General features: G+C 67.2%; 18 protein-coding genes. 9 read left to right on the top strand and 9 right to left on the bottom strand.

Annotated elements, in window-relative coordinates; all coding sequences use genetic code 11:
• Window positions 1-18: 18 nt before the first annotated feature.
• From IH68_RS57260 to IH68_RS0124640, 4 genes are all read right to left on the bottom strand, one after another.
• Window positions 19-630 carry an LppU/SCO3897 family protein gene (locus IH68_RS57260; protein WP_030938910.1) on the bottom strand — a complete coding sequence of 204 codons (612 nt, stop codon included), beginning with the start codon at window positions 628-630 and terminating at the stop codon, window positions 19-21.
• A 123-nt stretch (window positions 631-753) separates the two neighbouring features.
• Entirely contained in the window at window positions 754-2,016 is a 1,263-nt protein-coding gene (locus IH68_RS0124650; RefSeq protein ID WP_030938907.1) for an MFS transporter, read from the bottom strand.
• Between the two features lie 86 nt (window positions 2,017-2,102).
• On the bottom strand, window positions 2,103-3,185 hold the full coding sequence (locus IH68_RS0124645) for an inositol-3-phosphate synthase (protein ID WP_030938904.1): 1,083 nt from the start codon (window positions 3,183-3,185) through the stop codon (window positions 2,103-2,105).
• 44 nt (window positions 3,186-3,229) lie between these two features.
• Window positions 3,230-3,913 (bottom strand): PadR family transcriptional regulator, encoded by a 684-nt coding sequence (locus IH68_RS0124640; RefSeq protein WP_030938887.1) that lies wholly within the window; start codon window positions 3,911-3,913, stop codon window positions 3,230-3,232.
• Window positions 3,914-4,265: 352 nt separating this feature from the next.
• Between IH68_RS0124640 and IH68_RS0124635 the strand changes: the two genes are divergently transcribed.
• The 3 genes from IH68_RS0124635 to IH68_RS0124625 all read left to right on the top strand — a co-directional run bounded on the left by IH68_RS0124635 (window position 4,266) and on the right by IH68_RS0124625 (window position 8,356).
• Window positions 4,266-6,926, top strand: a complete 2,661-nt coding sequence (locus IH68_RS0124635) for a transglycosylase domain-containing protein (protein WP_030938884.1) — start codon at window positions 4,266-4,268, stop codon at window positions 6,924-6,926.
• 219 nt (window positions 6,927-7,145) lie between these two features.
• Window positions 7,146-7,532, top strand: coding sequence for a hypothetical protein (locus IH68_RS0124630; protein ID WP_051833705.1), 387 nt, complete (start codon window positions 7,146-7,148; stop codon window positions 7,530-7,532).
• A 137-nt stretch (window positions 7,533-7,669) separates the two neighbouring features.
• A complete protein-coding gene (locus tag IH68_RS0124625) occupies window positions 7,670-8,356 on the top strand; it encodes a hypothetical protein (RefSeq protein WP_030938878.1) in 687 nt (228 codons plus the stop codon).
• A gap of 59 nt (window positions 8,357-8,415) precedes the next feature.
• Here IH68_RS0124625 and IH68_RS53460 read toward each other — a convergent pair whose 3' ends face one another.
• Window positions 8,416-12,894, bottom strand: coding sequence for a Tat pathway signal protein (locus IH68_RS53460; RefSeq protein ID WP_234341549.1), 4,479 nt, complete (start codon window positions 12,892-12,894; stop codon window positions 8,416-8,418).
• Between the two features lie 566 nt (window positions 12,895-13,460).
• Between IH68_RS53460 and IH68_RS0124615 the strand changes: the two genes are divergently transcribed.
• On the top strand, window positions 13,461-14,969 hold the full coding sequence (locus IH68_RS0124615) for a glycosyltransferase family 87 protein (protein WP_030938872.1): 1,509 nt from the start codon (window positions 13,461-13,463) through the stop codon (window positions 14,967-14,969).
• A 113-nt stretch (window positions 14,970-15,082) separates the two neighbouring features.
• Here the strand turns inward: IH68_RS0124615 and IH68_RS0124610 are convergent, their stop codons facing one another.
• The 3 genes from IH68_RS0124610 to IH68_RS0124600 all read right to left on the bottom strand — a co-directional run bounded on the left by IH68_RS0124610 (window position 15,083) and on the right by IH68_RS0124600 (window position 17,831).
• A complete protein-coding gene (locus IH68_RS0124610) occupies window positions 15,083-16,114 on the bottom strand; it encodes an alanine racemase (RefSeq protein ID WP_030938869.1) in 1,032 nt (343 codons plus the stop codon).
• Between the two features lie 101 nt (window positions 16,115-16,215).
• On the bottom strand, window positions 16,216-17,337 hold the full coding sequence (gene femX / locus IH68_RS0124605; protein WP_030938865.1) for a peptidoglycan bridge formation glycyltransferase FemX: 1,122 nt from the start codon (window positions 17,335-17,337) through the stop codon (window positions 16,216-16,218).
• A 179-nt stretch (window positions 17,338-17,516) separates the two neighbouring features.
• Window positions 17,517-17,831, bottom strand: a complete 315-nt coding sequence (locus tag IH68_RS0124600; protein ID WP_030938862.1) for a hypothetical protein — start codon at window positions 17,829-17,831, stop codon at window positions 17,517-17,519.
• Window positions 17,832-18,117: 286 nt separating this feature from the next.
• On the opposite strand from IH68_RS0124600, the gene rpsF reads away from it, so the two are divergent.
• The 4 genes from rpsF (at window position 18,118) to rplI (ending at window position 19,837) form a co-directional block, all read left to right on the top strand.
• Window positions 18,118-18,408: a 30S ribosomal protein S6 gene (rpsF, locus tag IH68_RS0124595; protein WP_005482942.1), complete on the top strand. Its 291-nt coding sequence runs from the start codon at window positions 18,118-18,120 to the stop codon at window positions 18,406-18,408.
• Window positions 18,409-18,486: 78 nt separating this feature from the next.
• A complete protein-coding gene (locus tag IH68_RS0124590; RefSeq protein ID WP_030938857.1) occupies window positions 18,487-19,077 on the top strand; it encodes a single-stranded DNA-binding protein in 591 nt (196 codons plus the stop codon).
• A gap of 58 nt (window positions 19,078-19,135) precedes the next feature.
• The gene (gene rpsR, locus IH68_RS0124585) at window positions 19,136-19,372 is read left to right on the top strand and encodes a 30S ribosomal protein S18 (RefSeq protein ID WP_003949403.1); all 237 of its coding nucleotides are present in this window, start codon (window positions 19,136-19,138) and stop codon (window positions 19,370-19,372) included.
• Window positions 19,373-19,390: 18 nt separating this feature from the next.
• On the top strand, window positions 19,391-19,837 hold the full coding sequence (rplI, locus tag IH68_RS0124580) for a 50S ribosomal protein L9 (protein ID WP_030938854.1): 447 nt from the start codon (window positions 19,391-19,393) through the stop codon (window positions 19,835-19,837).
• A 130-nt stretch (window positions 19,838-19,967) separates the two neighbouring features.
• On the opposite strand, the gene IH68_RS0124575 is transcribed toward rplI, so the two are convergent.
• Complete coding sequence (locus IH68_RS0124575) at window positions 19,968-21,311, bottom strand: MATE family efflux transporter (RefSeq protein ID WP_030938851.1); 1,344 nt, start codon at window positions 21,309-21,311, stop codon at window positions 19,968-19,970.
• Window positions 21,312-21,766: 455 nt separating this feature from the next.
• Between IH68_RS0124575 and dnaB the strand changes: the two genes are divergently transcribed.
• Window positions 21,767-23,245 (top strand): replicative DNA helicase, encoded by a 1,479-nt coding sequence (gene dnaB / locus IH68_RS0124570; RefSeq protein ID WP_030938848.1) that lies wholly within the window; start codon window positions 21,767-21,769, stop codon window positions 23,243-23,245.
• Window positions 23,246-23,289: the final 44 nt, after the last annotated feature.

Below are 23,289 nucleotides of genomic sequence, written 5' to 3'. Positions count from 1 at the left end.
CCCGACGCGTATCCCGGCCTACTTCTTGTAGTCCTTCAGGCAGAGCAGGAAGTCGTTGCTGTCACTGCTCTCGGTGTACGAGTACTGGAAGTCCTTGGCGGCTGCCAGGCATTTGGTCTGGGCCTCGGTCTCCGAGTAGTTGCCGTTGATCTTGGCCAGCACGATGTACTGGGCCTGCGACGAGTCGCACTTCACGACCTCGAGGTCCGGGTTGTTGTCGTTGCTGCTGCCGCGGTGCATGCAGTCGCCGACCTTGGCGGTGTCGGCGTCGTTCTGGCTGGTTATGAAGCTGACGACGGCTGCGACAATGGCGATCACGATGACGGCGATGATCCTGATCGCCTTGAAGCTGAGCTTGCGGCTCGGCTGCGGAGGAATCGGCGCGTACGGTGCGGTGGCCTGCTGGGGGAACCCAGGCTGACCCGGCTGCTGCGGGTAGCCGCCCTGAGGCGGATACGGCGCTTGCCCCTGGGGCGGGTACGGCGCCGAGCCCTGCGGCGGGTACGGTGCCGAGCCCTGCGGCGGGTACGGTGCCGAGCCCTGCGGCGGGTACGGTGCCTGGCCCTGGGGCTGGCCGTAGGGCTGCTGGCCCTGTGCGAACGGGTTCTGGCCCTGGGGCGGAGTGGTCACTTGAGGGTCCCCCTGAAGAGTTGGTGAGCGGCTTGCATAAGAGCCGCGTAAGACCCCGGTAAATTATCGGCTGCCACTGACACTTCTGTAATCCAGAGGGACTCTGTGGCCTTGATGTGACACTTACTGGCGCTCAAAGCGGGCCATAGCACCGGCAACTACCGCGTAGACAACGGCAACTGTGACCACCAGCGGCACGGAGCGGCCGTCCGGCGGCAGCATCAGTGCGGCCACCGCCGCGGCGCCCACGAAGGCGGTGTTGAACAGGACGTCGTAGACGGAGAAGATCCTGCCTCGGAAGCCGTCGTCCACGGAAGACTGCACGACTGTGTCTGTGGCGATCTTCGCGCCCTGGGTGGTGAGGCCGAGGACGAACGTCGCGACCAGCATCGGAGCGGTGGCGAACGGAAGACCGAGGGCGGGTTCCAGGACGGCCGCCGCCGCGGCGCACACCACGATCCAGCGGCCCGGCCCGAGGCGTCCCGCGGCCCAGGGCGTCACCACGGCTGCCGCGAAGAAGCCTGCGGCGGAAGTTCCCAACGCCAGCCCCAGCAGCCGCAGTCCGTCGTCTGCGGTCGAGGCGAAGGTGTACCGGCACAGCATCAACAGCATGACCAGCAGCGCGCCGTAGCAGAACCGCATCAGGGTCATCGTGACAAGTGCCCAGGCGGCCTCCCGGCGTGGCGGTGCGGCGAGGTGTCGTACACCCGCCGTCAGGTCGCGGGCCGTGCCGGTGAGTGCCGTGGCCAGCCTCGGCTGCACCAACTCGGCGTCCGGCCCGAGCAGTTCCGGGGCCAGACGCAGCGACGCGAGCGCCGCGCACAGATACAGGGCGGCGCCCAGCAGGACCACGGCGGCGTCGGAGTCCGCCACCACCAGCCGTACGACGAACGCGAGACCGCCGCCCGCGGTCGCGGCGAGCGTACCGGCGGTCGGGGAAAGGGAGTTGGCCATCACCAGGCGCTCACCGTCGACCACGCGCGGCAGCGCGGCGGACAGGCCGGCCAGAACGAAGCGGTTGACGGCGGTGACGCAGAGCGCGGAGACGTAGAAGAGCCAGTCCGGGACGTGACTGAGGATCAGGATGGCCGTCGCCGACGCCAGCAGGGCACGCAGCAGGTTGCCGTAGAGGAAGACCTGGCGGCGGCGCCAGCGGTCCAGGAGGACTCCTGCGAAGGGGCCCACCAGGGAGTACGGAAGCAGCAGGACCGCCATGGCGGAGGCGATCGCGGTGGCCGAGGTCTGTTTCTCCGGCGAGAAGACGACGTAGGTGGCGAGTGCGACCTGGTAGACGCCGTCGGCGCCCTGGGAGAGCAGGCGTACGGCGAGCAGGCGCCGGAAGTTCGCGAAGCGCAGAAGAGTGCGCAGATCACGGACGACGGCCATGGGGCACAGCCTCACATACGGGGAGGGTCCCCGGGCGTGCAACCCGGGGACCCTCGACGCCCTGGCAGGAGCAGTTGTGTCAGCGCTTAGCGCTCGACCTCACCCTTGATGAACTTCTCGACGTTCTCGCGGGCCTCGTCGTCGAAGTACTGGACCGGCGGGGACTTCATGAAGTAGCTGGAGGCCGACAGGATCGGGCCGCCGATGCCCCGGTCCTTGGCGATCTTCGCGGCGCGCAGGGCGTCGATGATGACACCCGCGGAGTTCGGGGAGTCCCAGACCTCGAGCTTGTACTCGAGGTTCAGCGGGACGTCACCGAAGGCGCGGCCCTCAAGGCGGACGTAGGCCCACTTGCGGTCGTCCAGCCAGGCGACGTAGTCGGACGGGCCGATGTGGACGTTCTTCTCGCCGAGGTCCCGGTCGGGGATCTGGGAGGTGACGGCCTGCGTCTTGGAGATCTTCTTGGACTCCAGGCGCTCGCGCTCGAGCATGTTCTTGAAGTCCATGTTGCCGCCGACGTTCAGCTGCATGGTGCGGTCCAGGACGACGCCCCGGTCCTCGAACAGCTTCGCCATGACGCGGTGCGTGATGGTGGCGCCGACCTGCGACTTGATGTCGTCGCCGACGATCGGGACGCCCGCCGCGGTGAACTTGTCCGCCCACTCCTTCGTACCGGCGATGAAGACCGGAAGAGCGTTGACGAAGGCGACCTTGGCGTCGATGGCGCACTGGGCGTAGAACTTCGCCGCGTCCTCGGAACCCACCGGCAGGTAGCAGACGAGGACGTCGACCTGCTTGTCCTTGAGGACCTGGACGACGTCGACCGGCTCGGCGTCGGACTCCTCGATGGTCTCGCGGTAGTACTTGCCGAGGCCGTCGAGGGTGTGGCCGCGCTGGACGGTCACGCCGGTGTTCGGCACGTCGCAGATCTTGATGGTGTTGTTCTCGGAGGCGCCGATGGCGTCCGCGAGGTCGAGGCCGACCTTCTTCGCGTCGACGTCGAACGCGGCGACGAACTCGACGTCACGGACGTGGTAGTCGCCGAACTGGACGTGCATCAGGCCGGGGACCTTGGACGCCGGGTCGGCGTCCTTGTAGTACTCGACTCCCTGAACCAGCGACGCGGCGCAGTTGCCCACACCGACGATGGCTACGCGAACCGAACCCATTCCGGTTGCTCCCTGTGTGTACGAGTGAGGCCCTGACTGGACTCTCACGTGGCGGTGTCGTCGGGCGTATCCGTCCCGGGGGTGTCCCCGGGACGGGGCAGGACGCCCGGCGCTCCAGATGTGTTGTTCTGCTGAGCGGACCCCCCGGAGGCGGGGCCCTTCAGGTCCCGTCCGGCCCGCTCGCTCTCGATGAGCTCGTTCAGCCAGCGCACTTCGCGCTCCACGGACTCCATCCCGTGGCGCTGGAGCTCAAGCGTGTAGTCGTCGAGGCGCTCTCTGGTGCGTGCGAAGGAGAGGCGCATCTTCTCCAGACGCTCCTCCAGCCGGCTGCGGCGGCCCTCCAGCACGCGCATGCGTACGTCGCGCGACGTCTGCCCGAAGAAGGCGAAACGGGCGGCGAAGTGCTCGTCCTCGTATGCGTCGGGGCCCGTCTGCGAGAGCAGTTCCTCGAAGTGCTCCTTACCTTCCGCCGTCAACCGGTAGACGATCTTGGCGCGACGCCCTGCGAGTGGTGCAGCGAGGGCGTCCTCGGGGGTGTGTCCCGGCTCTTCGATCAACCAGCCGTTGGCGACCAGCGTCTTGAGGCAGGGGTAGAGCGTTCCGTAGCTGAACGCACGGAACACCCCCAGGGACGTATTGAGTCGTTTCCGCAGCTCATAGCCGTGCATCGGGGACTCGCGGAGCAGGCCGAGTACGGCGAACTCAAGGATCCCGGAACGCCGGCTCATCCGCTCGCCTCCTTGCCTTATCTCGCACCGATGTATCGACTCGATACATCAAGACGATAGAACGGCCTTCCGGATGCGACAAGTGGGGGGACGGTGAACGGGATCACATCACTTATTCATCAGGGGCAAGTTGCCTGATTTGGGGTGAAGTCTCGGGCTCAGTGGGTTTTGGCGGTGCGTAGTCTGTGCGGCATGCAAACCACCGGGAGCCGAGTGACACCAGGGGGTGTCATGGCTCCCGGCGCAGTACGGGTGAATGCGGGATCGACCACATCCGTACTTCGGGGGGACCGGAAACCAGCCGCCGTTTCCAGGCGCGCAAGGGTGCGCCTGCCCGAGGAGTAGTCGTTCGATGAGCGAGCACCGTCGCAAACCGCCGCACCCGCAGGGAGGCGGACGTGCCGCGGCCCGACGCGGCCAGTCCGGCTCGTCCTCCGGCCGCCGCGCGGCACCGCGAGGCGCAACCGGGTCCCCGGCCGATTACGGACTGGGCCAGGGGTCGACTGACGAGGAGCGGTCGTACGGCGGCCGCGCCGAAGCCCGCCGCGCGGCACAGAGAACTGGAGGCGGCCGCCGCAGAGCGGCCGAGCCCGGCCGCGGAGGTCGACGCGGCGGGCCCGGCGGCCCCGGACGGGGCAGAGGGCGAGCACCCGATCCTGGCAGGAAGCGCCTGATCGACTATCCGCGAGCGGGCAAGTACGGCGCGGCGCGCTGGGTGCCGTCGTGGAAGCTGGTGACAGGCCTGTTCATCGGCTTCATCGGAAGCCTGGTGGCCGTGGCGGGCATCGGGTACGCCATGGTGAGCGTCCCGAACGTCGCCGACACCGCGAAGGCGCAGAACAACGTCTTCTACTGGTCCGACAAGAGCGAGATGGTCGCCACGGGCGGCGAGACGAACCGCCAGATCGTCAACCTCTCGCAGATCCCCAAGGCGATGCAGTACGCCGTCGTCTCGCAGGAGAACAAGACCTTCTACACCGACAGCGGCATCGACCCGAAGGGCATCGCCCGCGCCGTGTTCAACATGGCCCGGGGCGGCGAGACGCAGGGCGGCTCCACGATCACCCAGCAGTACGTGAAGAACGCGCGGCTCGGCGACCAGTCGCAGACGATCACGCGTAAGTTCAAGGAGATCTTCATCTCCATAAAGGTGGGTGCCACGGTCTCGAAGGACGAGATCATGAAGGGCTACCTGAACTCCGCGTACTACGGACGCAACGCCTACGGCATCCAGGCGGCCGCCCGCGCGTACTTCAACAAGGACTCCGTCGACCTGAACCCGGGCGAGTGTGCGTTCCTGGCGGCGATGCTCAAGGGCGCCACGTACTACGACCCTGCGGGCTCCACCTCCATCGACCCCGCGGCCACCTCGGACGCCAACAGCAAGCGTGCGCTGCGGCAGATGCAGAACACGCTCGACAAGATGGTCGAGTACCACCATCTCGACGCGGCGACCCGGGCCAAGTACACCAAGCTCCCCAACGTGAAGAACCCGCGGTCGAACACTCAGCTCGCCGGCCAGGTCGGCTACCTCGTGGACCTGGCCAAGGCGTATCTGATCAACAACACGAACATCACCGCCGACGACCTGCAGCAGGGCGGCTACTCGATCTACACGACCTTCGACAAGAAGAAGGTCAAGGAGCTCGAGGCCTCGGTCAAGAACGTCCAGAAGGCCAACATCAAGCCCAAGCAACGCCCCAACACGGACACACACGTCCAGTTCGGCGGCGCTTCCGTGGATCCGACGACCGGCGCCATCAAGGCCATCTACGGCGGTGAGGACGCGACCAAGCACTTCACCAACAACGCCGACGTCACCGGCGCCCAGGTCGGTTCGACGTTCAAACCGTTCGTGCTGGCGGCGGCGATGAAGTGGGGCGTGCGCGACAAGAGCCTCGGTCCGGATCAGGCGCAGGACGAACGCACGCAGGTCTCTCCGAAGAGCCTGTACAGCGGCAAGAACAAGCTCAAGATCAGGGAGTACGACAACACGGTCTGGAAGAACGACAAGGGCGAGGAGTGGCTGCAGACCAACGACGGCAACGAGTCGTACGGCAGTCCGCCCAAGTACCAGATCGACCTGCGTGAGGCGATGCGGGAGTCGGTGAACTCCGCCTATGTGCAGCTCGGAATGGACGTCGGGCTGGACAAGGTGAAGGAGGCAGCCATGGACGCCGGCCTCAAGAAGAACAGCCTGGCCGGTACCAGCTTCCCGTCGTTCTCGATCGGTATCTCCGACCCGAGTGCGATCCGCATGGCGGGTGCTTACGCCACCTTCGCGGCCAGTGGCCAACAGCGTGACCCGTTCTCCGTCACGAAGGTCACGAGCCAGGACGGCACGGTCTACACCCACACGGACAAGCCCATCGAGGCATTCACTCCAAAGGTCGCCGACAACGTCACAGACGTGCTGAAGACCGTGGTCGACAAGGGTACGGGTACCGCCGCCCAACTGCCCGGGCGGCAGGTCGCCGGCAAGACGGGTACCACCGACGGCAACAAGTCCGCCTGGTTCGTGGGCTACACCCCGCAGCTGTCCACGTCGATCACGATGTTCCGCTACAACGACGACGAGTCGGAGAAGAACCGCACCTTCCTGGAGATGTATGGAACGGGCGGTCAGAAGAAGATCCACGGAGCCTCGTTCCCGGCCGAAATCTGGCACGACTACATGGCGGACGCGCTGAAGAACGAGCCGGTGAAGGACTTCCCGACGCCGGAGCCGATCGGCACGATCGTCAACGACGTGCCCAGCCCGACGGCCGTTCCGACACCCAGTGCGACCCTCACGAGTCCGTCGCCGAGTCCGACGCCCAGTGAGACCTTGACGAGCCCGTCGCCCTCGGCGAGCGAGTCGTGCAAGTTCGGCTGGCAGTGCACGGACACCGGCGGTACGGACACCGGCGGCACCGACGGAGGCGTGACCTCGACGCCGACGGCCACGGACACGTCCGGGACCGGCAACAACAGAGGCAACGGCAACGGAGGGCTCTTCGGAGGCACAGGGTGAGCCGTTGACCGAGAGATCGTCGTAAGGGCGCGATGCAGCGCGGCGACGGGCCGGTGTTCCTCGACGGAGGACATCCGGCCCGTCGCCGTTTCTGCCGGAGGCGCCTCTGGAATGTTTGACATGCCCTGTTCATCTCAACGTCTCCTTCGGTCACTTGGATTGCAGATCCACGGGACGTTCGTGAGCGGCACGGGAGCCGTGGGAGAAGAGGGGGAAGGCATGTCGAAACGCAGGACGGCCGTCACCGGCGTGGTGGGCGCGGCCCTGGCCCTGACCGCGACGGTCGGCCTGGCCGGCCCGGCCAGCGCGGTGACCGCGCAGGGCATCTGCGGCGACGGCTACACCGTGCGGGTCGCGAAGGACCTGGGCGGAGCCTCGACGTATCTGCTGCGCGACGGGCAGAAGGCGTGCGTGGTCACCATCAAGGAAGGCTCGGCCATTGGAAACTCGGTCGAGATCGGCGCCTGGATCGGCACGGCGGACGGCAGCGGCTGGGCCGACGTGGGCAAGTACGCCTCCTACGCGGGCCCGATCAAGGTCACCGCGAGCTGTGTGAACTGGGCAGGGCACTACGGGGACAGCAGCTATTCCAGCAAGCCCTGCTGAGACACGGTGGTACGAGAAATGCGGGAAAGGCCGTTCCGGACACCGGGGCGGCCTTTGCCGTGCCCCGCGAGTACTCTTCGGAGGGATTTCCGTGCCGTCGGCGCACCATTCATCGTGCTTGGAGCGGGAGGTCGAGGATGAACGACAGTCTGAGGTGGCTCGGCGAGCACTGTTACGAGCCCCCCGGAAAGGTCCCGGGCATGCGGGGTGGCGTATCGCTGACCGCGGTGCGCGGGCTCCCCGTGGCGGAACTCCTCGGGCGGCTGCGGGCCCGTGAGGAGGAGATGGCGGCTCCTGTCCGGTACCGGGATTTCGACTTCTCCGCGGTTACGCCATCACTGCGGCCCTGTATGTACGGAACATCGGGCGAGTGGAGTTACGTCCTGGAGGGCTCGGGTTCGTCCACGTGGTACGAGCGGTGGTTCTACGACGACTCCGTCGTGAAGCCGCTCCCCGGTGAGGACCTGGTGTGCCTCAACCCGAACATCGCGGTGCAGCCCTGCTGGCTCGCGTACACCCCCGGTGGTGACGGCGCCGTGTGGTTCACCGAGTTCGGGGAAAGCCCTCTGAGCAGCCGGAAAGTGGATACGACCGGGAAAGTGGCGGCCCTGGACGAGGCGCTGCGAGCCGCCGGCGCGGTGAACCCCGGACCGCCCGAGTTCGGCAGCACACCGGAGTGGGTGAGTTTCCTCGACGAACACCACGGAGGTCTGCCCGCCGTGGTGTGGCAGGCGGTCGGCGACGGCCTCGGTATTCGCATTCCGCGGACCGACGTCGAAGAGGGGAATCTCCCGATCGCGCTGCTGGACGATCCCTTTGCGTGACATGCGGGCGGGGCGATACGGAAGCCGATTCCGTACCGCCCCGCTTCTTCCTTTTCAGGCTAGTTCGTTTTCATGGTGCACTTGATGAAGCTTCCGGTCTGCGGGGCGCAGTCGCCGGAGATCGCGGTGTCCAGCCAGTAGGCGTCCTGTTGCATCAGGCGCATCTTCTTGGCGAAGCCGGCCGAGAAAGCCGCCATGGAGCCCGAGTTCTGTAGACCCGAGATCGCCGAGCGTCCGCACACCTCGTTGAAGCTGGGAATCGTTCCGGGCAGGTTGCGCAGGTGGATCGTGCCGTTGTCCATCTGCGCGAAGGTCTGCACGCATTCGGCGCCGGTGGCGACGGGATTGAGCCCTCCCAGGTCGGCCGGCATGCCGCCGCTGTTGTAGCTGGCGTTGAAGGAGAACTCGTCGCAGTTGGGATCGTCGGTGCTGCTGTTCATCGCCTCCGGGTCGTAGTTGGTTCTCGCCCAGCCGCTCTCGTCGCAGATGACGTTCCGGTTCTTCCCGTCCCGTCCGCCGGGCAGGTAGTAGAGGGGCGTGTCGGCCGACTTCAGGCCGGGTGAGTTGGGCATCGCGTGCTGGATGAGCCACGCGTGTGCTGCGGCCTGCGGGTACTTGGCCGCGTTGAAGGTGTAGGTGGGTGCGTAGTTGGGCAGCACGCAGCCCGCCGAGGCGGCGCGGGTCATGGTGTCGCAGCGGACCTCGTCGAAGCCGCTGGAGCCGCCCAGGCTCCACTGGTAGCCGACGGTCTGGATGGTCTCGTCGCCCACCGGGTCGATGATCGCGTTGATCTGGACGTCGGGCTTGAACTTGTAGATCTTGCCGTCGGTGGAGTTGTCCCAGGTGTAGCCGGACGTGATGTAGGCGGTGTGCATGTCGCCCGCGGTCCAGCTGGGTTGCCCCTTCCAGGCGGCCGGGTCCGCTTCGACGGGCGTGCAGGGCGAGTCGCACAGGTGCTTGTAGATGCCGATCTGGATCTGTGCGAAGTCGGCCGGGATGGAGACCGGCTTGACGGTGAAGTGCTCCTCGAAGCTGTTGACGCCGTCGAGTTCGATCAGCCGCTGGAAGACGAAGTACGCAGTGGCCTTGATCTCGCCGTCCTTGCGGTAGTACGCGGGCACTTCGCGGTTCTCGCACACGAGGGTGCGGGTGGCGCGGGCGACGAGTTTGTTGTCGTCGCACCAGTCGGCGATGCCCGACGCACCGGACGGGCCGCCCGCCGTGAGCCGCTGTGTGCTGCCCCCGCCGCTCCTCGGCCCCTTGTACGGCTTGTCCAGGGGGCGCCCGAAGCAGACCTGTCCGCCGTGCTTCACCGGGCCACAGCTCTCCTTGACCTTCGCACCGCCGGTGGCGGCGGACTGCGGGGACATGAGCGAGCTCGGGCCGTTGTCGACCTTGAGCGGTTTGGTGACCTTGTCGGTCACCGGCTGGTCGGCCTGGTTCGGGTTGGGACTGTCGGCGTTCACGGCGGGCAGCGTCAGGTCGACGGCGTGATCCTTGGGGATGCCGTAGTCACCGGGGACGAACGCCATCGCGTCCCAGGCGATGTCGTCGTCGCCGGATCCCGAGTAGGTGCTGTTGGAGAGCCTCACCTCCGGGGCGGAGTCGTTGAAGCGGAACGCACCCAGGTACACCCACTTGTTGGCCTCGTTGGCGTCCTGGTTCACCTTGACCTTGGCCACGCCCAGGGCGGTCGGCACCTCGTAGACCGCATCCCTGGCCTGGGCGCCGGTGTCCGGGATGTGCGCGTAGATCGCCGCCTGTCCCTCGCTGACGGCTGACTTGAGCTTCCAGTCGCCGAGGACGGTCATACGGCCGCTGCTGCCGCCGAGGTGGTCGGCGTCGCGTGAGTGCGCGTACCAGAAGTGGCCCTGGTAGCCGCCGCCGATCTGGTGCAGATCGGCCTTCGCGTCGTACTGCCCCAGGCCCGGACCGGTCGCGCCCGGGTCGGGGTAGAAGGTGAACTCGAACGAGCCGTCCGACGTGGTCTTTCCGCAACTGCTCCAGGTGTTGGTGCCCGCGGGCACGGAGTCGACGACAAGGGACTTGTCAGGCGCTCCGCTGCATACCGGGGTGCCGTACTGGAGGCGGTAGCCGCGTCCGGGTTCGTTGATCAGGGTCTGGTACTTGAGGTGTTCGTTGCCGCAGGTGGAGGAGCAGCTGCTCTTCCAGGTTGCGTTCGATTCGTGCCACCAGTACTTGGTGTAGCAGCCGGCGTCCGGGCAGCTGGGCGGGTTGGCCGCGTCGCAGTTGTTGTGGGAGTTGCAGAACGTGTCGAGCGGCGGCTTGATCGCCGAGCGCTGGGCGGTGGTGCTCCACCAGGCCGGGTAGAAGCCGGCGGAGGAGAACCCGGAGTCGCCGGGCCAGTCCTGGCGGCCGGAGGTGGCGTAGGAGTGGCCGGTGTCGATGGACCAGGCGGCCCAGCCCATCACCTTCTCCTCGTACGGCCAGTTCTGCGGGTGCGCCGCGTCCTGGTTGGCGTTGTGATCGAGGTCGGTGTCCATGAAGGCGAGGCGGCCGGCCGGATAGACGGGGTTGGCCGGGTTGTTGTACCAGCCAAGACCCCAGTTGCCGTTGGTTCCGGCAGCCGATGCCTTGTTGAAGCCGAGATTGTAGTTCCACACGGCGGTGAACCAGTTCTCGGGCTTGGCCGGGTCGTCGTTGTTGACGGTGACCGTCTGGCCGGAGGTGTGCACCTCGTTCCATTTGTCGGCCAGGATGTACAGCGATGCCGCGATGTTGGTCGCGTAGTCGATGGCGATCGCGCGCTGTTCCTCGGGGGCACGCGCCTTCTCGTCCTTCTTCTCGTGTCCGGCCATGCGCATGCCGTCCGTGACCTGCCCGACGCCGTAGCCACAGTCGGCGTCGTCCCAGTGAATGCGCCAGTAGTCGGAGAGGGATCCGCCCGTCTGGTGGCCGTAGAAGCCGTCCACGGCCGCGAGCGGGCTGCCCATCTGGCCGGGAATCGCGCCGGATTCGGCCTGCCACAGGTTCGACTCCTGGGCGAGGATGCCCAGTTCGACCTGGGCGGGGATACGGCCACCGGTGTTCAGCTTCGGCACGGGGAACATGCCCTGCGGGTCGATGGTGCCGATCCCGGTCTGCGAGCGCCAGTCGCCCTGGCGCAGATAGCTGGAGCGCAGATTCCCCCGGATGGCCATGTCCACGGCCCACTCGACCTGGTTGGGGGTCGGCTGCAGCGCCTGGGTGTCGACGTCGTTGCGGGGCACGGAACACCAGCGGTCGGTGTCGACCGGGTTGTGCTCGAGGCTCACGCCGGCGGTGGCCACGGTCGTCAGCCGCGGGGACGAGGAGCCGGTCAGCGACGGTGAGACGGCGCCGCCCGCGGTCCTGCCGGGTTCCGGCGCGGTCTGGGCCGTGTGCTCGCCGGTGGCGGTCACCATTCCGATGACGGACAGGGCGTGGCCGATGTGGCCGGGCGTGTTCTCGGGCGCGGGTTCCGCGGTACGGGACCTGGTGAAGCCCTTGCCCGCCGCGCCGATGTGGTCGAGGCCCGCCTGGACGGCCGGGGAGACGACCGGGTCGACGGCCAGGCGGCCCCTGCTGGAGAGGTCCGCGTCGGGTGACACGTTCAGGGGCTTGATGCCGCTGGCCTTGAAGCCCTCGGAGGGAGTGGCCTTGCCCGTGAGGTACAGCGTGCCGTCGGTGCCCTGGCGGAGGCTCATCGCGGTGAGTCTGCCCGTCGCGATGGTGGCGGTCCTGCCATGGGCGTACGTCTTGACGTTCGCCTTCGTGTCGCCGGTGCGGTCCAGGTAGCCGACCGTGCCGTCCGGGCGGACGCGGATGCCATAGGGGGCGTGGCTCGTGGCGGTGAGCTCGGTCGTCGTGCCCTTGCGGTCGATGTGGACGAGGCGGTTGCCGGCGGCGGCGATCACGCCGTCCTCGACGGGGACGGCAGAGGTGATCTCGCCCTTCGCGCTGGTGTCCGCGACCGTGGTGCCCTTGGTGTTCACCGTGACCAGGCGGGTCCTGGTGTCGCGCAACGCCGTGAAGGCGGCCGTGTGGGTGGCCGGGTCGCAGGTCGGGTCGAAGTAGGCCAGGGAGGCGGTGAACGGCAGCTTGGTGACGCTGCCGTCATCGAGGTTCACGATCGCCGTGAACGCGCCGCCCATCATCAGATCGGGCTTGTTGGTGAAGGTGCGGGGTGCGTAGACGACGGCCGCGTGGTGGTCGTCCATGACGCACTGGTTGCCGATCCAGGTGTCGGCCGGAAGCTGAGGCTCACTCAGGACGGCTGCCGTCCTCCAGGAGTAGGCGTTCTTGCCGTCGGCGACCAGAAGGTGCAGGCCGTCGCTGTCGGCGGCGGCGGTCACGGCCCGGTCGGAGGCGGTCCTCCACCCGCGGCCGAGAGTCTTGTCGGGGTTCTTCACACCTCCCCCGGTGGCGCGGTGGGAGGGGGTCGGTATGGGCGGCGTGGGTCTGGTGCCGGCGGTGGCCGTCTGGGCCTGTATGAGCCCTGTCAGGGCGGCGGTGACGGCCAGGACCGTCACCGCGGTTCTTCTGAAGCCGGTTGTCACCGGGATTCCTCATTCCTTCTCTGCAGGTCGATGCATGGGTGATGGGGACATCGATGTCGTGACAGGGCACGACATCGAGACTGTGGAAGCCGGTCTCGGTGTCTGAGGAGGCGCATCCCTCGGTGACCCGGGCGTGCGCGGGCACCTCGGAGGAGCGGTCAGCCGGTCAGTGCCTGGTCTGCCGCCGTGAATGCGCCGATCCCGCCATTGGACGGGTTCATGTCAAAATGAGCGAAAACGACTCAGTGTGGCGAACTTCAAAACGCCCTCCCCGTGGCGGCGTACAGCGAGGCCGCCCGTGGTCAGGTCGGGCGGCTGGACGGCCGAATTGCCGGAACCGCGGGCCTCTTGCGATGCCGGGATTCTGAGAATCCCGTGAGAAGGTCGCGGATCACCCGGACGCTAACACGGTGCTCCGCACGGATTCGATCACTTTTACGCATTCATGGGTGTAGGGCGCCGCTCGTCTCCCGCCTCGGGTGTTTCACGTGAAACGTCGGCCCTCGCACCGGCCGGGTATGGCGGTCCTGGGCGTATTCCCAGGCATGTACGGCAGGATGTGCCCCATGCCCAGCGCAGAATCGACGCAAGCGAGCGTGCACGAGCAGGACCCGGTGCGGCCGACCAAGGAGGACGAGGTCGCCGCGTCCGGCAGCGAGCTGATCGGCGGCCCCCTCGGGCGCCGCGCCCTGCTCGGGACGTCCTGGTGGACGCCGGTGCGGGTCGTCGCGCTTGTGGCGATCGGCATGTTCGCCCTCGGACTGATCCAGAAGGCGCCGTGCTACAACGGCGCCTGGTTCTTCGGCGCCAGCTCGCAGTACACGAAGGCGTGCTACTCGGACATTCCGCATCTCTATCAGGGGCGCGGTTTCGCCGACGGGCTTGTGCCGTACTTCGACAAGCTGTCCGGCGACATGCCGTACCTCGAGTACCCCGTGCTGACCGGGGTCTTCATGGAGGTCGCCTCCTGGCTCACGCCGGGCAGCGGCAGTATCCAGGACCAGGAGCAGTGGTACTGGATGGTCAACGCCGGGATGCTGATGGTGTGCGCGGCCGTCATCGCGGTCTGCGTGGCCCGTACGCACGCCCGGCGTCCCTGGGACGGTCTGCTGGTCGCTCTGGCGCCCGCTTTCGCGCTGACCGCCACCATCAACTGGGACCTGCTCGCGGTCGCTCTGACGGCCGCGGCGATGCTGATGTGGTCCCGGAGCCGCTCACTCGCGTTCGGCGTCCTCCTGGGGCTTGCCACGGCGGCCAAGCTCTATCCCGTGTTCCTGCTGGGTCCGCTGCTCCTGCTGTGCTGGCGTGCGGGAAAGTGGCGGGACTTCGGCAAGGCCGTGGCAGGAACAGTTGTCGCCTGGTTCGCCGTGAACCTGCCGGTGATGCTCTTCGCCTGGGACGGCTGGTCGCAGTTCTACAAGTTCAGCCATGACCGAGGTGTGGACTTCGGGTCGTTCTGGCTGATCATGGCTCAGAACTCGACCGACCCGCTCAGCACCGACACCGTCAACAATCTGGCTCTGGCCCTGGTGGTGCTGTGTTTTGTGGGTCTTGCCGTGCTCACCATGACCGCTCCGCGTCGCCCGCGCTTCGCCCAGCTCGTCTTTCTGATCGTCGCGGCGTTCATCCTCACCAACAAGGTCTACTCCCCGCAGTACGTCCTGTGGCTGGTCCCTCTCGCTGTGCTGGCCCGGCCGAAGTGGCGGGACTTCCTGATCTGGCAGGCGTGCGAGGTCGTGTACTTCCTCGGCATCTGGCTGTACCTCGCGTACACGACCAGCGGGGACGCTCACAAGGGACTGCCTCAGGACGGCTACCACTGGGCCATCGGCGTGCACCTGGTGGGGACGCTCTACCTGTGCGGCGTCATCGTGCGCGACATCCTCATGCCGGAGCGGGACCCCGTCCGGCGGGCCGGTGACGACGACCCGTCAGGGGGTGTGCTCGACTGGGCGGAGGACGCCTTCGCCCTTGGCGCTGCGGCCCATCCGCCGCGGCACGCGGCCCACTTCGACGGGCCGCAGGTGGAGTGGGGCGGCCGCGGAACAGCATCTTCCACGGACGGTTCGCTCTGAGCGAACAGGTATCGGTGACGGTGGGCGACGCGCGGAGCCAGCCCCGCACCGACGTGTGAAAAGGCCGTACACGGAGCTCCCGTGTACGGCCTTTCGGTTGGCCGATGCGTCGCTCAGCGGTCGACGATGCGGTCGAACTGCGTGGTGGTGTGCCGCAGATGGGCCACCAGTTCCTCGCCGACCTTCGGTTCCGGTGCGTCAGCCGGCACGAACAGGATGGAGACCTGCATGTGCGGCGGCTCCGCGAACCAGCGCTGCTTGCCGCCCCAGACGAACGGAGAAAGGTTCCGGTTCACCGTGGCGAGGCCGGCCCGGGCAACGCCCTTGGCGCGCGGCATGACGCCGTGCAGTGCCTTCGGGGCCTCCAGACCCACCCCGTGCGACGTGCCGCCCGCCACGACCACCAGGAAGCCGTCGGAGGCGGCCTTCTGCTGGCGGTAGCCGAAACGGTCCCCCTTGGCGACCCGCGTGACGTCCAGGACCGCGCCACGGTACTCGGTGGCCTCGTGGTCCCCCAGCCACAGCCGGGTGCCGATGCGGGCACGGAAGCGGGTCTGCGGGAACTGCTGCTGCAGCCGGTGGAGTTCGTCGGCCTTGAGATGGCTGACAAACATCGTGTGCAGGGGCAGGCGGGCGGCACGCAGGTGGTCCATCCAGCCGATGACCTCCTCGACGGCGTCCGAGCCGTCCGTGCGGTCCAGCGGCAGGTGGATGGCGAAGCCCTCGAGGCGGACGTTCTCAATGGCGGCGTGCAGCTGCGGCAGGTCCTGCGCGCTGATGCCGTGCCGCTTCATCGAGGACATCACCTCGATGACCACACGGGCCCCCACGAGGCCGTAAACGCCGTCCACCGACGACACCGAGCGGATGACCCGGTCGGGCAGCGGCACGGGCTCCTCGCCGCGCCGGTACGGCGTCAGCACCAGCAGGTCACCGCCGAAGAAGTCCTTGATGCGTGCGGCCTCGTACGTCGTGCCGACGGCGAGGACGTCCGAGCCCAACCGCGTGGCCTCCTCCGCCAGCCGCTCGTGCCCGAAGCCGTAGCCGTTGCCCTTGCAGACCGGGACGAGCCCCGGGAACTGCTCCTGCACGTGCTTGTGGTGCGCCCGCCAGCGCGCGGTGTCGACGTAGAGCGTGAGCGCCATGGCCGGACCTGGAACCTTTCACGTGGCTGCGGTGTATCAGAGGTATGGAAGCGAACGAAGCAGTCGGACTTGTCGAAGCGAACGGCCGGGGCCGCCGGGGCTCAGCGGCGCGACATGTAGATGTCGAGCGCCTTGTGGAGCAGCTTGTTGAGCGGGAAGTCCCACTCACCGAGGTACTCGGCAGCCTGGCCGCCCGTGCCCACCTTGAACTGGATCAGGCCGAAGAGGTGGTCGGTCTCGTCCAGGGAGTCGGAGATGCCGCGCAGGTCGTAGACGGTCGCGCCGAGTGCGTATGCGTCGCGCAGCATCCGCCACTGCATCGCGTTCGAGGGCCGGACCTCACGGCCGATGTTGTCGGAGGCGCCGTAGGAGTACCAGACGTGCCCGCCGACGATCAGCATCGTCGCCGCCGACAGATTCACGCCGTTGTGCCGGGCGAAGTACAGCCGCATGCGGTTGGGGTCCTCGGTGTTGAGAGCCGTCCACATGCGCTGGAAGTACGACAGCGGGCGCGGCCGGAAATGGTCACGCACAGCCGTGATCTCGTACAGCCTCTGCCATTCCTCAAGGTCCTGGTAGCCGCCTTGGACGACCTCGACGCCGGCCTTCTCGGCCTTCTTGATGTTGCGGCGCCACAGCTGGTTGAAGTTCTTGTGGACCTCTTCCAGGGAGCGGTTCGCCAGCGGCACCTGATAGACGTAGCGGGGCTGTACGTCGCCGAAGCCGGCCCCGCCGTCCTCGCCCTGCTGCCAGCCCATACGGCGCAGCTTGTCGGCGACCTCGAAGGCGCGCGGCTCGATGAAGTCGGCCTCGATGTCACGCAGCCGCTTCACGTCCGGGTTCTGGATGCCCGCCTTGATGGAGGTCGCCTCCCAGCGCCGGATGATCACCGGCGGACCCATCTTCACGGAGAAGGCACCCTGCTGCTTGAGGTGCGCGAGCATCGGTTCCAGCCACTCGGTCAGATTCGGCGCGAACCAGTTGATGACCGGGCCTTCGGGCAGATAGGCCAAGTAGCGCTTGATCTTGGGCAGTTGACGGTAGAGGACGAGGCCCGCGCCGACCATCTCGCCGGTGCGCTCGTCGAACCAGCCGAGGCTCTCGGAGCGCCACTCCGCCTTGACATCGGCCCAGGCCGGAACCTGCATGTGGCTCGCCGAGGGCAGGCTCTGGATGTACGCCAGATGCTGCTCGCGGCTGATCGTCCTCAGGGTCAGGCTCATTCGGGGCGCTCCTCGGGCTGGTGTGTCCCCATGGGTACAGGGGCTCCGGCTCTCGCGCCGAAGCCTACTGCGCCTTGCGAGCGCCCCGACTGGGCGTACGGAACCCGCACCCCGGCTTGTTGGTCGCCGAGGCGTTCAGTGGTGCTTTGTCCGAGGTTGGAGAGCCGGTGTCCGTGGCTTCAGCCGATGACCCCACCGAAGAGGCCGCCGTGCGCCATGCCGAGGAAGAAGCCGACTGCCGAGGCCCCGAGACCCAGGATGAGTCCGAAGCGCTCGCGGGTCGTCTCCGAGATCCACTGGCCGTACGCGCCGGTGACGATCCCCACCAGACCGGCCCAGGAGCTGAGCAGGTGCAGGTTGTGGAAGAAGCCCGTCACGAACGCCGTCACTCCGACAACCAGGGTCACCGCGAGCAGCGCGTCCGGGATGGGGTGGGGCTTTCCGTCCGTGGCGAAAAGGCCTCCGACGGTGTTGGGTCGCAATGCCTGTGCCATGGGGCACCTCCTGCGGAAGACGGCGCATCGTAGCGCCATGCACACCCGATGTGTACAGATTGACGGTCCTCGCGGCCGGATTTCAACCGGAAGCGGGTGTGCAGGTAGTCTGTAGCGTCTGCACCGGTGTCTGCCCAGGCAGAGCCAGGGAACCGTCCAGGCAAGGCCGGGGATGTCGCTCGCCGACCCCCGATTGTCAGTGGCGGCCGATACCGTTGCGTACGCATCACGACCCTCCTGCCACGGAACGACCGTGGCCGCTGAGTCCAAAGGAGGTGGGTTCCACATGCGTCACTACGAGGTGATGGTCATCCTCGACCCCGATCTGGAGGAGCGCGCTGTCGCCCCCCTGATCGAGAACTTCCTCTCCGTCGTCCGTGAGGGCAACGGCAAGGTCGAGAAGGTCGACACCTGGGGCCGTCGTCGTCTCTCGTACGAGATCAAGAAGAAGCCCGAGGGCATCTACTCGGTCATCGACCTGCAGGCCGAGCCTGCGGTCGTCAAGGAGCTCGACCGCCAGATGAACCTGAACGAGTCGGTCCTCCGGACCAAGGTCCTCCGCCCCGAGACCCACTGAGCTCTCCCGCTCAGCTGAACTCGGGATTTCGAGTAGCAGCACTAGCAGCCAGCAGCAAACCCGCCGAGAGGTTCCCCCATGGCAGGCGAGACCGTCATCACGGTCGTCGGCAATCTTGTCGATGACCCCGAGCTGCGCTTCACCCCCTCCGGTGCGGCGGTCGCGAAGTTCCGTGTCGCGTCCACCCCCCGCACCTTCGACCGTCAGACGAACGAGTGGAAGGACGGCGAGAGCCTGTTCCTGACCTGCTCGGTCTGGCGTCAGGCGGCGGAGAACGTCGCGGAGTCGCTCCAGCGAGGCATGCGCGTCATCGTGCAGGGCCGGCTGAAGCAGCGGTCCTACGAGGACCGTGAGGGCGTCAAGCGCACGGTCTACGAACTGGACGTCGAAGAAGTCGGCGCCAGCCTGCGCAACGCCACGGCCAAGGTCACCAAGACCGCCGGCCGCGGTGGGCAGGGTCAGGGCGGTTACGGCGGCGGTGGCGGCCAAGGTGGCGGCGGCTGGGGTGGAAGCTCCGGTGGCGGCCAGCAGGGCGCCGGTGCTCCTGCCGACGACCCGTGGGCGACCGGCGCTCCTGCCGGTGGCAACCAGGGCGGCGGTGGCGGCGGCTGGGGTGGAAACTCCGGCGGCGGCGGTGGCGGCGGCTACTCGGACGAACCCCCCTTCTAGGCCTTTGGGCCGGAGGGCGGGTCGTACCCAAACTTCTTGATCACACAGGAGAAACACCATGGCGAAGCCGCCTGTGCGCAAGCCTAAGAAGAAGGTCTGCGCTTTCTGCAAGGACAAGGTCACGTACGTGGACTACAAGGACACGAACATGCTGCGGAAGTTCATTTCCGACCGCGGCAAGATCCGTGCCCGCCGCGTGACCGGCAACTGCACGCAGCACCAGCGTGACGTCGCCACGGCCGTCAAGAACAGCCGTGAGATGGCGCTGCTGCCCTACACCTCCACCGCGCGATAAGGGAAGGGTGACCGAAACATGAAGATCATCCTCACCCACGAGGTCTCCGGCCTCGGTGCCGCGGGCGACGTCGTCGACGTCAAGGACGGTTACGCTCGCAACTACCTGATCCCGCGGAAGTTCGCTATCCGTTGGACCAAGGGTGGCGAGAAGGACGTCGAGCAGATCCGTCGTGCTCGCAAGATCCACGAGATCCAGACCATCGAGCAGGCCAACCAGGTGAAGGCCCAGCTCGAGGGCGTCAAGGTCCGTCTGGCCGTCCGCTCCGGCGACGCCGGTCGTCTCTTCGGTTCCGTCACCCCGGCTGACATCGCCTCGGCGATCAAGGCCTCCGGTGGCCCCGAGGTCGACAAGCGCCGCATCGAGCTGGGCGCGCCGATCAAGACGCTGGGCGCTCACGAGACGTCGGTGCGTCTGCACCCCGAGGTTGCCGCCAAGGTCAACATCGAGGTCGTCGCGGCCTGATCGCCGCGCTCGGCTTGAACAGCTGAGGGAAGGGGCGGCACCCCTGCAGGGTGCGGCCCCTTCTTCGTGCCCCGGTTCCGTGCGGGACCGCGCATGTTTCACGTGAAACGCCGGTTTCACGTGAAACACATCAGCGGGTGGCGCCCGTGACGATCCAGCGGCCCGAACGGCTCCGCAGCCACAGGGTCAGCATCCGCACCGCCATCATCAGCGTCATCGCCGCCCACAGCGCGGTGAGGCCGCCGCCGAGTGCTGGGACCAGCAACGCCAGCGGGGCGAAGACAGCAAGGGTGAGCACCATGGCCCAGGCCAGATAGGGGCCGTCACCGGCTCCCATCAGGACGCCGTCCAGGACAAAGACCACGCCGCAGATCGGCTGGGAGAGAGCCACCACCAGCAGGGCGGGGAGCGCGGCGTCCTTCACCACGGGGTCGCTGGTGAACAGCGGCAGGAACAGCGGCCGGGCGGCCACTACCAGGACACCGAGGACGACACCTACGGCGATTCCCCACTGCACCATGCGGCGGCAGGCATCGCGGGCACCTTGGGTGTCCTCGGCGCCGAGATAGCGTCCGATGATGGCCTGACCGGCGATGGCGATGGCGTCGAGGGCGAAGGCGAGCAGGCTCCACAGCGACAGGATGATCTGGTGTGCAGCGATGTCGGCGTCGCCGAGCCGGGCGGCGACGGCTGTAGCGATCATCAGGATCGCCCGCAGTGAGAGTGTGCGGACCAGGAGGGGAACGCCGGCTTGTGCAGAGGTCCGTATCCCGGCTGCGTCGGGACGCAGCGAGGCGCCGTGTCTGCGGGCTCCGCGGACGACCACGGTGAGGTAGACGGCTGCCATGCCGCACTGCGCGATGACGGTGCCCCAGGCGGAACCGGCGATGCCGAGGTCGGCGCCGTAGACGAGGCCCGCGTTGAGGGCGCCGTTGGCGACAAAGCCGGCGATGGCGACACGGAGTGGTGTCTTGGTGTCCTGCAGGCCGCGCAGCACACCGGTCGCGGCGAGTACGACGAGCATGGCCGGGATGCCGAGAGCCGAGATGCGCAGATAGGTGGTCGCGTAGGGGGCCGCCCTGTCCGAGGCGCCGAAGAGTTCCACCAGGGCCGGCGCCGTGGGCAGCACGGCGGCGATGACGGCGGCGCCGAGCAGAAGCGCCAGCCAGATGCCGTCCATGCCTTGGCGGATGGCGGCCTGGAGGTCGCCGGCGCCGACCCGTCGGGCGACGGCCGCCGTGGTGGCGTAGGCGAGGAAGACGAAGATGCTGACTGCTGTCGTGAGAAGGGCCGAGGCGATACCCAGGCCGGCGAGCTGTGCCGTACCGAGATGGCCGACGATCGCGCTGTCGGCCATGACGAAGAGGGGTTCGGCGACGAGTGCGCCGAAGGCCGGGACGGCCAGCGCGACGATCTCGCGATCGTGCTGTCGCCGGGTGACCCTGGGGGTCGCGGGAGCCTGTGTCATGAGCATCAATCTAATCGTCCACAGGTAAGAGATGCAAAGCTTTTACGACCCTTACTTGCAGTCTCGTCGGGCGGTCTTTCGTGCGCCGTTCGAAGCGATCTTGGCCCGACTGGGGAAGTTTTTCTTCTGCACAGCCGGTGGATGGGAAAAGTGCAGGTCAAGAGGGTCGAAGTGGAAGAGGGCCAGGCTTGTTCACAGGGCTGTCCACCGTGTCGTGCACAGGTTTTGCGGAGTTCTCCACAGCATCCGGGCCGTCGTCCACATGGCCTGTGGATAACCAGATTGGCTGACGGTGCCCGCAGGCCTACCGTGGTCCGGCGCCCGCTCCGTTCGTCGGCAGGGAAACCAGCCCAAAACCGACGTGCATCAACCGGAGTTGGGCCTCTCATTTGTCAGTGCCGTGCCGTAGAACAGAAGGCATGGCTAGGTCCGCTCGGCGGCGGACGGGAGGAGGTGGCTCGGTGAGTATTTCCGAGCCCTTGGACGATCCGTGGGCCGACAGCGGTCCAAGCGATCGTCTGCCTGCCTCCCGTCGACGCGGCGACGGGAGCCGGGGCCGTGACGAGCAGCACGACCGTGGCCGGGACAGCGGCGAATGGGATGGCGGAGGTACGTCCTTCGAGCGAGTGCCGCCCCAGGATCTCGATGCCGAGCAGTCCGTCCTCGGCGGCATGCTCCTGTCGAAGGACGCCATCGCCGACGTCGTCGAGATTCTCAAGGGCCACGACTTCTACAAGCCCGCACACGAGACGATCTTCCAGGCGATCCTCGACATCTACGCCAAGGGCGAGCCGGCCGACCCCATCACGATCGCCGCCGAACTCACCAAGCGCGGCGAGATCAACAAGGTCGGTGGCGCATCGTATCTGCACACCCTTGTGCAGACCGTGCCGACTGCGGCCAACGCCGAGTACTACGCGGAGATCGTCCACGAACGCGCGGTCCTGCGCCGTCTGGTCGAGGCGGGCACCCGCATCACCCAGATGGGATACGCGGCCGACGACGACGTCGACGAGATCGTCAACCGCGCCCAGGCCGAGATCTATGCGGTCACCGAGCAACGCACCAGCGAGGACTACCTGCCGCTCGGCGACATCATGGAGGGCGCGCTCGACGAGATCGAGGCGATCGGCTCCCGCAGCGGTGAGATGACCGGTGTGCCCACGGGCTTCACCGATTTCGACTCGCTCACCAACGGTCTGCACCCCGGCCAGATGATCGTCATTGCCGCCCGTCCCGCGATGGGCAAGTCCACGCTCGCGCTGGACTTCGCCCGGGCCGCGTCGATCAAGCACAACCTTCCGAGCGTCATCTTCTCCCTGGAAATGGGGCGCAACGAGATCGCGATGCGTCTGTTGTCCGCCGAGGCCCGTGTTGCCCTGCACCACATGCGCTCCGGCACGATGACCGACGAGGACTGGACGCGGCTGGCCCGCCGGATGCCGGATGTCTCGGCCGCGCCGCTGTTCATCGACGACTCTCCAAACCTGTCGATGATGGAGATCCGCGCCAAGTGCCGCCGTCTCAAACAGCGCAATGACATCAGACTGGTCGTCATCGACTACCTCCAGCTGATGCAGTCCGGTGGCTCCAAGCGTGCCGAGAACCGCCAGCAGGAGGTCTCGGACATGTCCCGTAACCTCAAGCTCCTCGCCAAGGAGCTGGAGATTCCGGTCATCGCGCTGTCCCAGCTGAACCGTGGCCCCGAGCAGCGCACGGACAAGAAGCCGATGGTCTCCGACCTTCGTGAGTCCGGCTCCATCGAGCAGGACGCCGACATGGTCATCCTGCTGCACCGCGAGGACGCCTACGAGAAGGAGTCGCCGCGTGCGGGCGAGGCCGACCTGATCGTGGCCAAGCACCGTAACGGCCCGACGGCGACGATCACGGTCGCCTTCCAGGGCCACTACTCGCGGTTCGTGGACATGGCGCAGACCTGATCCGACGGATCCCCGTCCCGGACAAATGAACTCGACGGCCGAGT

This window comes from Streptomyces sp. NRRL S-646, from assembly GCF_000720765.1.
Taxonomy (GTDB): domain Bacteria; phylum Actinomycetota; class Actinomycetes; order Streptomycetales; family Streptomycetaceae; genus Streptomyces.
This window is presented reverse-complemented; position numbering and strand designations above follow the sequence as displayed.

Excerpts from the sequence above, each read along its gene's own strand:
- IH68_RS0124650 (WP_030938907.1), bottom strand. The coding sequence starts at position 2,016 with ATGGCCGTCGTCCGTGATCTGCGCACTCTTCTGCGCTTCGCGAACTTC.
- IH68_RS0124645 (WP_030938904.1), bottom strand. The coding sequence starts at position 3,185 with ATGGGTTCGGTTCGCGTAGCCATCGTCGGTGTGGGCAACTGCGCCGCG.
- IH68_RS0124640 (WP_030938887.1), bottom strand. The coding sequence starts at position 3,913 with ATGAGCCGGCGTTCCGGGATCCTTGAGTTCGCCGTACTCGGCCTGCTC.
- IH68_RS0124635 (WP_030938884.1), top strand. The coding sequence starts at position 4,266 with ATGAGCGAGCACCGTCGCAAACCGCCGCACCCGCAGGGAGGCGGACGT.
- IH68_RS0124630 (WP_051833705.1), top strand. The coding sequence starts at position 7,146 with ATGTCGAAACGCAGGACGGCCGTCACCGGCGTGGTGGGCGCGGCCCTG.
- IH68_RS0124625 (WP_030938878.1), top strand. The coding sequence starts at position 7,670 with ATGAACGACAGTCTGAGGTGGCTCGGCGAGCACTGTTACGAGCCCCCC.
- IH68_RS0124615 (WP_030938872.1), top strand. The coding sequence starts at position 13,461 with ATGCCCAGCGCAGAATCGACGCAAGCGAGCGTGCACGAGCAGGACCCG.
- IH68_RS0124610 (WP_030938869.1), bottom strand. The coding sequence starts at position 16,114 with ATGGCGCTCACGCTCTACGTCGACACCGCGCGCTGGCGGGCGCACCAC.
- femX (WP_030938865.1), bottom strand. The coding sequence starts at position 17,337 with ATGAGCCTGACCCTGAGGACGATCAGCCGCGAGCAGCATCTGGCGTAC.
- IH68_RS0124600 (WP_030938862.1), bottom strand. The coding sequence starts at position 17,831 with ATGGCACAGGCATTGCGACCCAACACCGTCGGAGGCCTTTTCGCCACG.
- rpsF (WP_005482942.1), top strand. The coding sequence starts at position 18,118 with ATGCGTCACTACGAGGTGATGGTCATCCTCGACCCCGATCTGGAGGAG.
- IH68_RS0124590 (WP_030938857.1), top strand. The coding sequence starts at position 18,487 with ATGGCAGGCGAGACCGTCATCACGGTCGTCGGCAATCTTGTCGATGAC.
- rpsR (WP_003949403.1), top strand. The coding sequence starts at position 19,136 with ATGGCGAAGCCGCCTGTGCGCAAGCCTAAGAAGAAGGTCTGCGCTTTC.
- rplI (WP_030938854.1), top strand. The coding sequence starts at position 19,391 with ATGAAGATCATCCTCACCCACGAGGTCTCCGGCCTCGGTGCCGCGGGC.
- IH68_RS0124575 (WP_030938851.1), bottom strand. The coding sequence starts at position 21,311 with ATGCTCATGACACAGGCTCCCGCGACCCCCAGGGTCACCCGGCGACAG.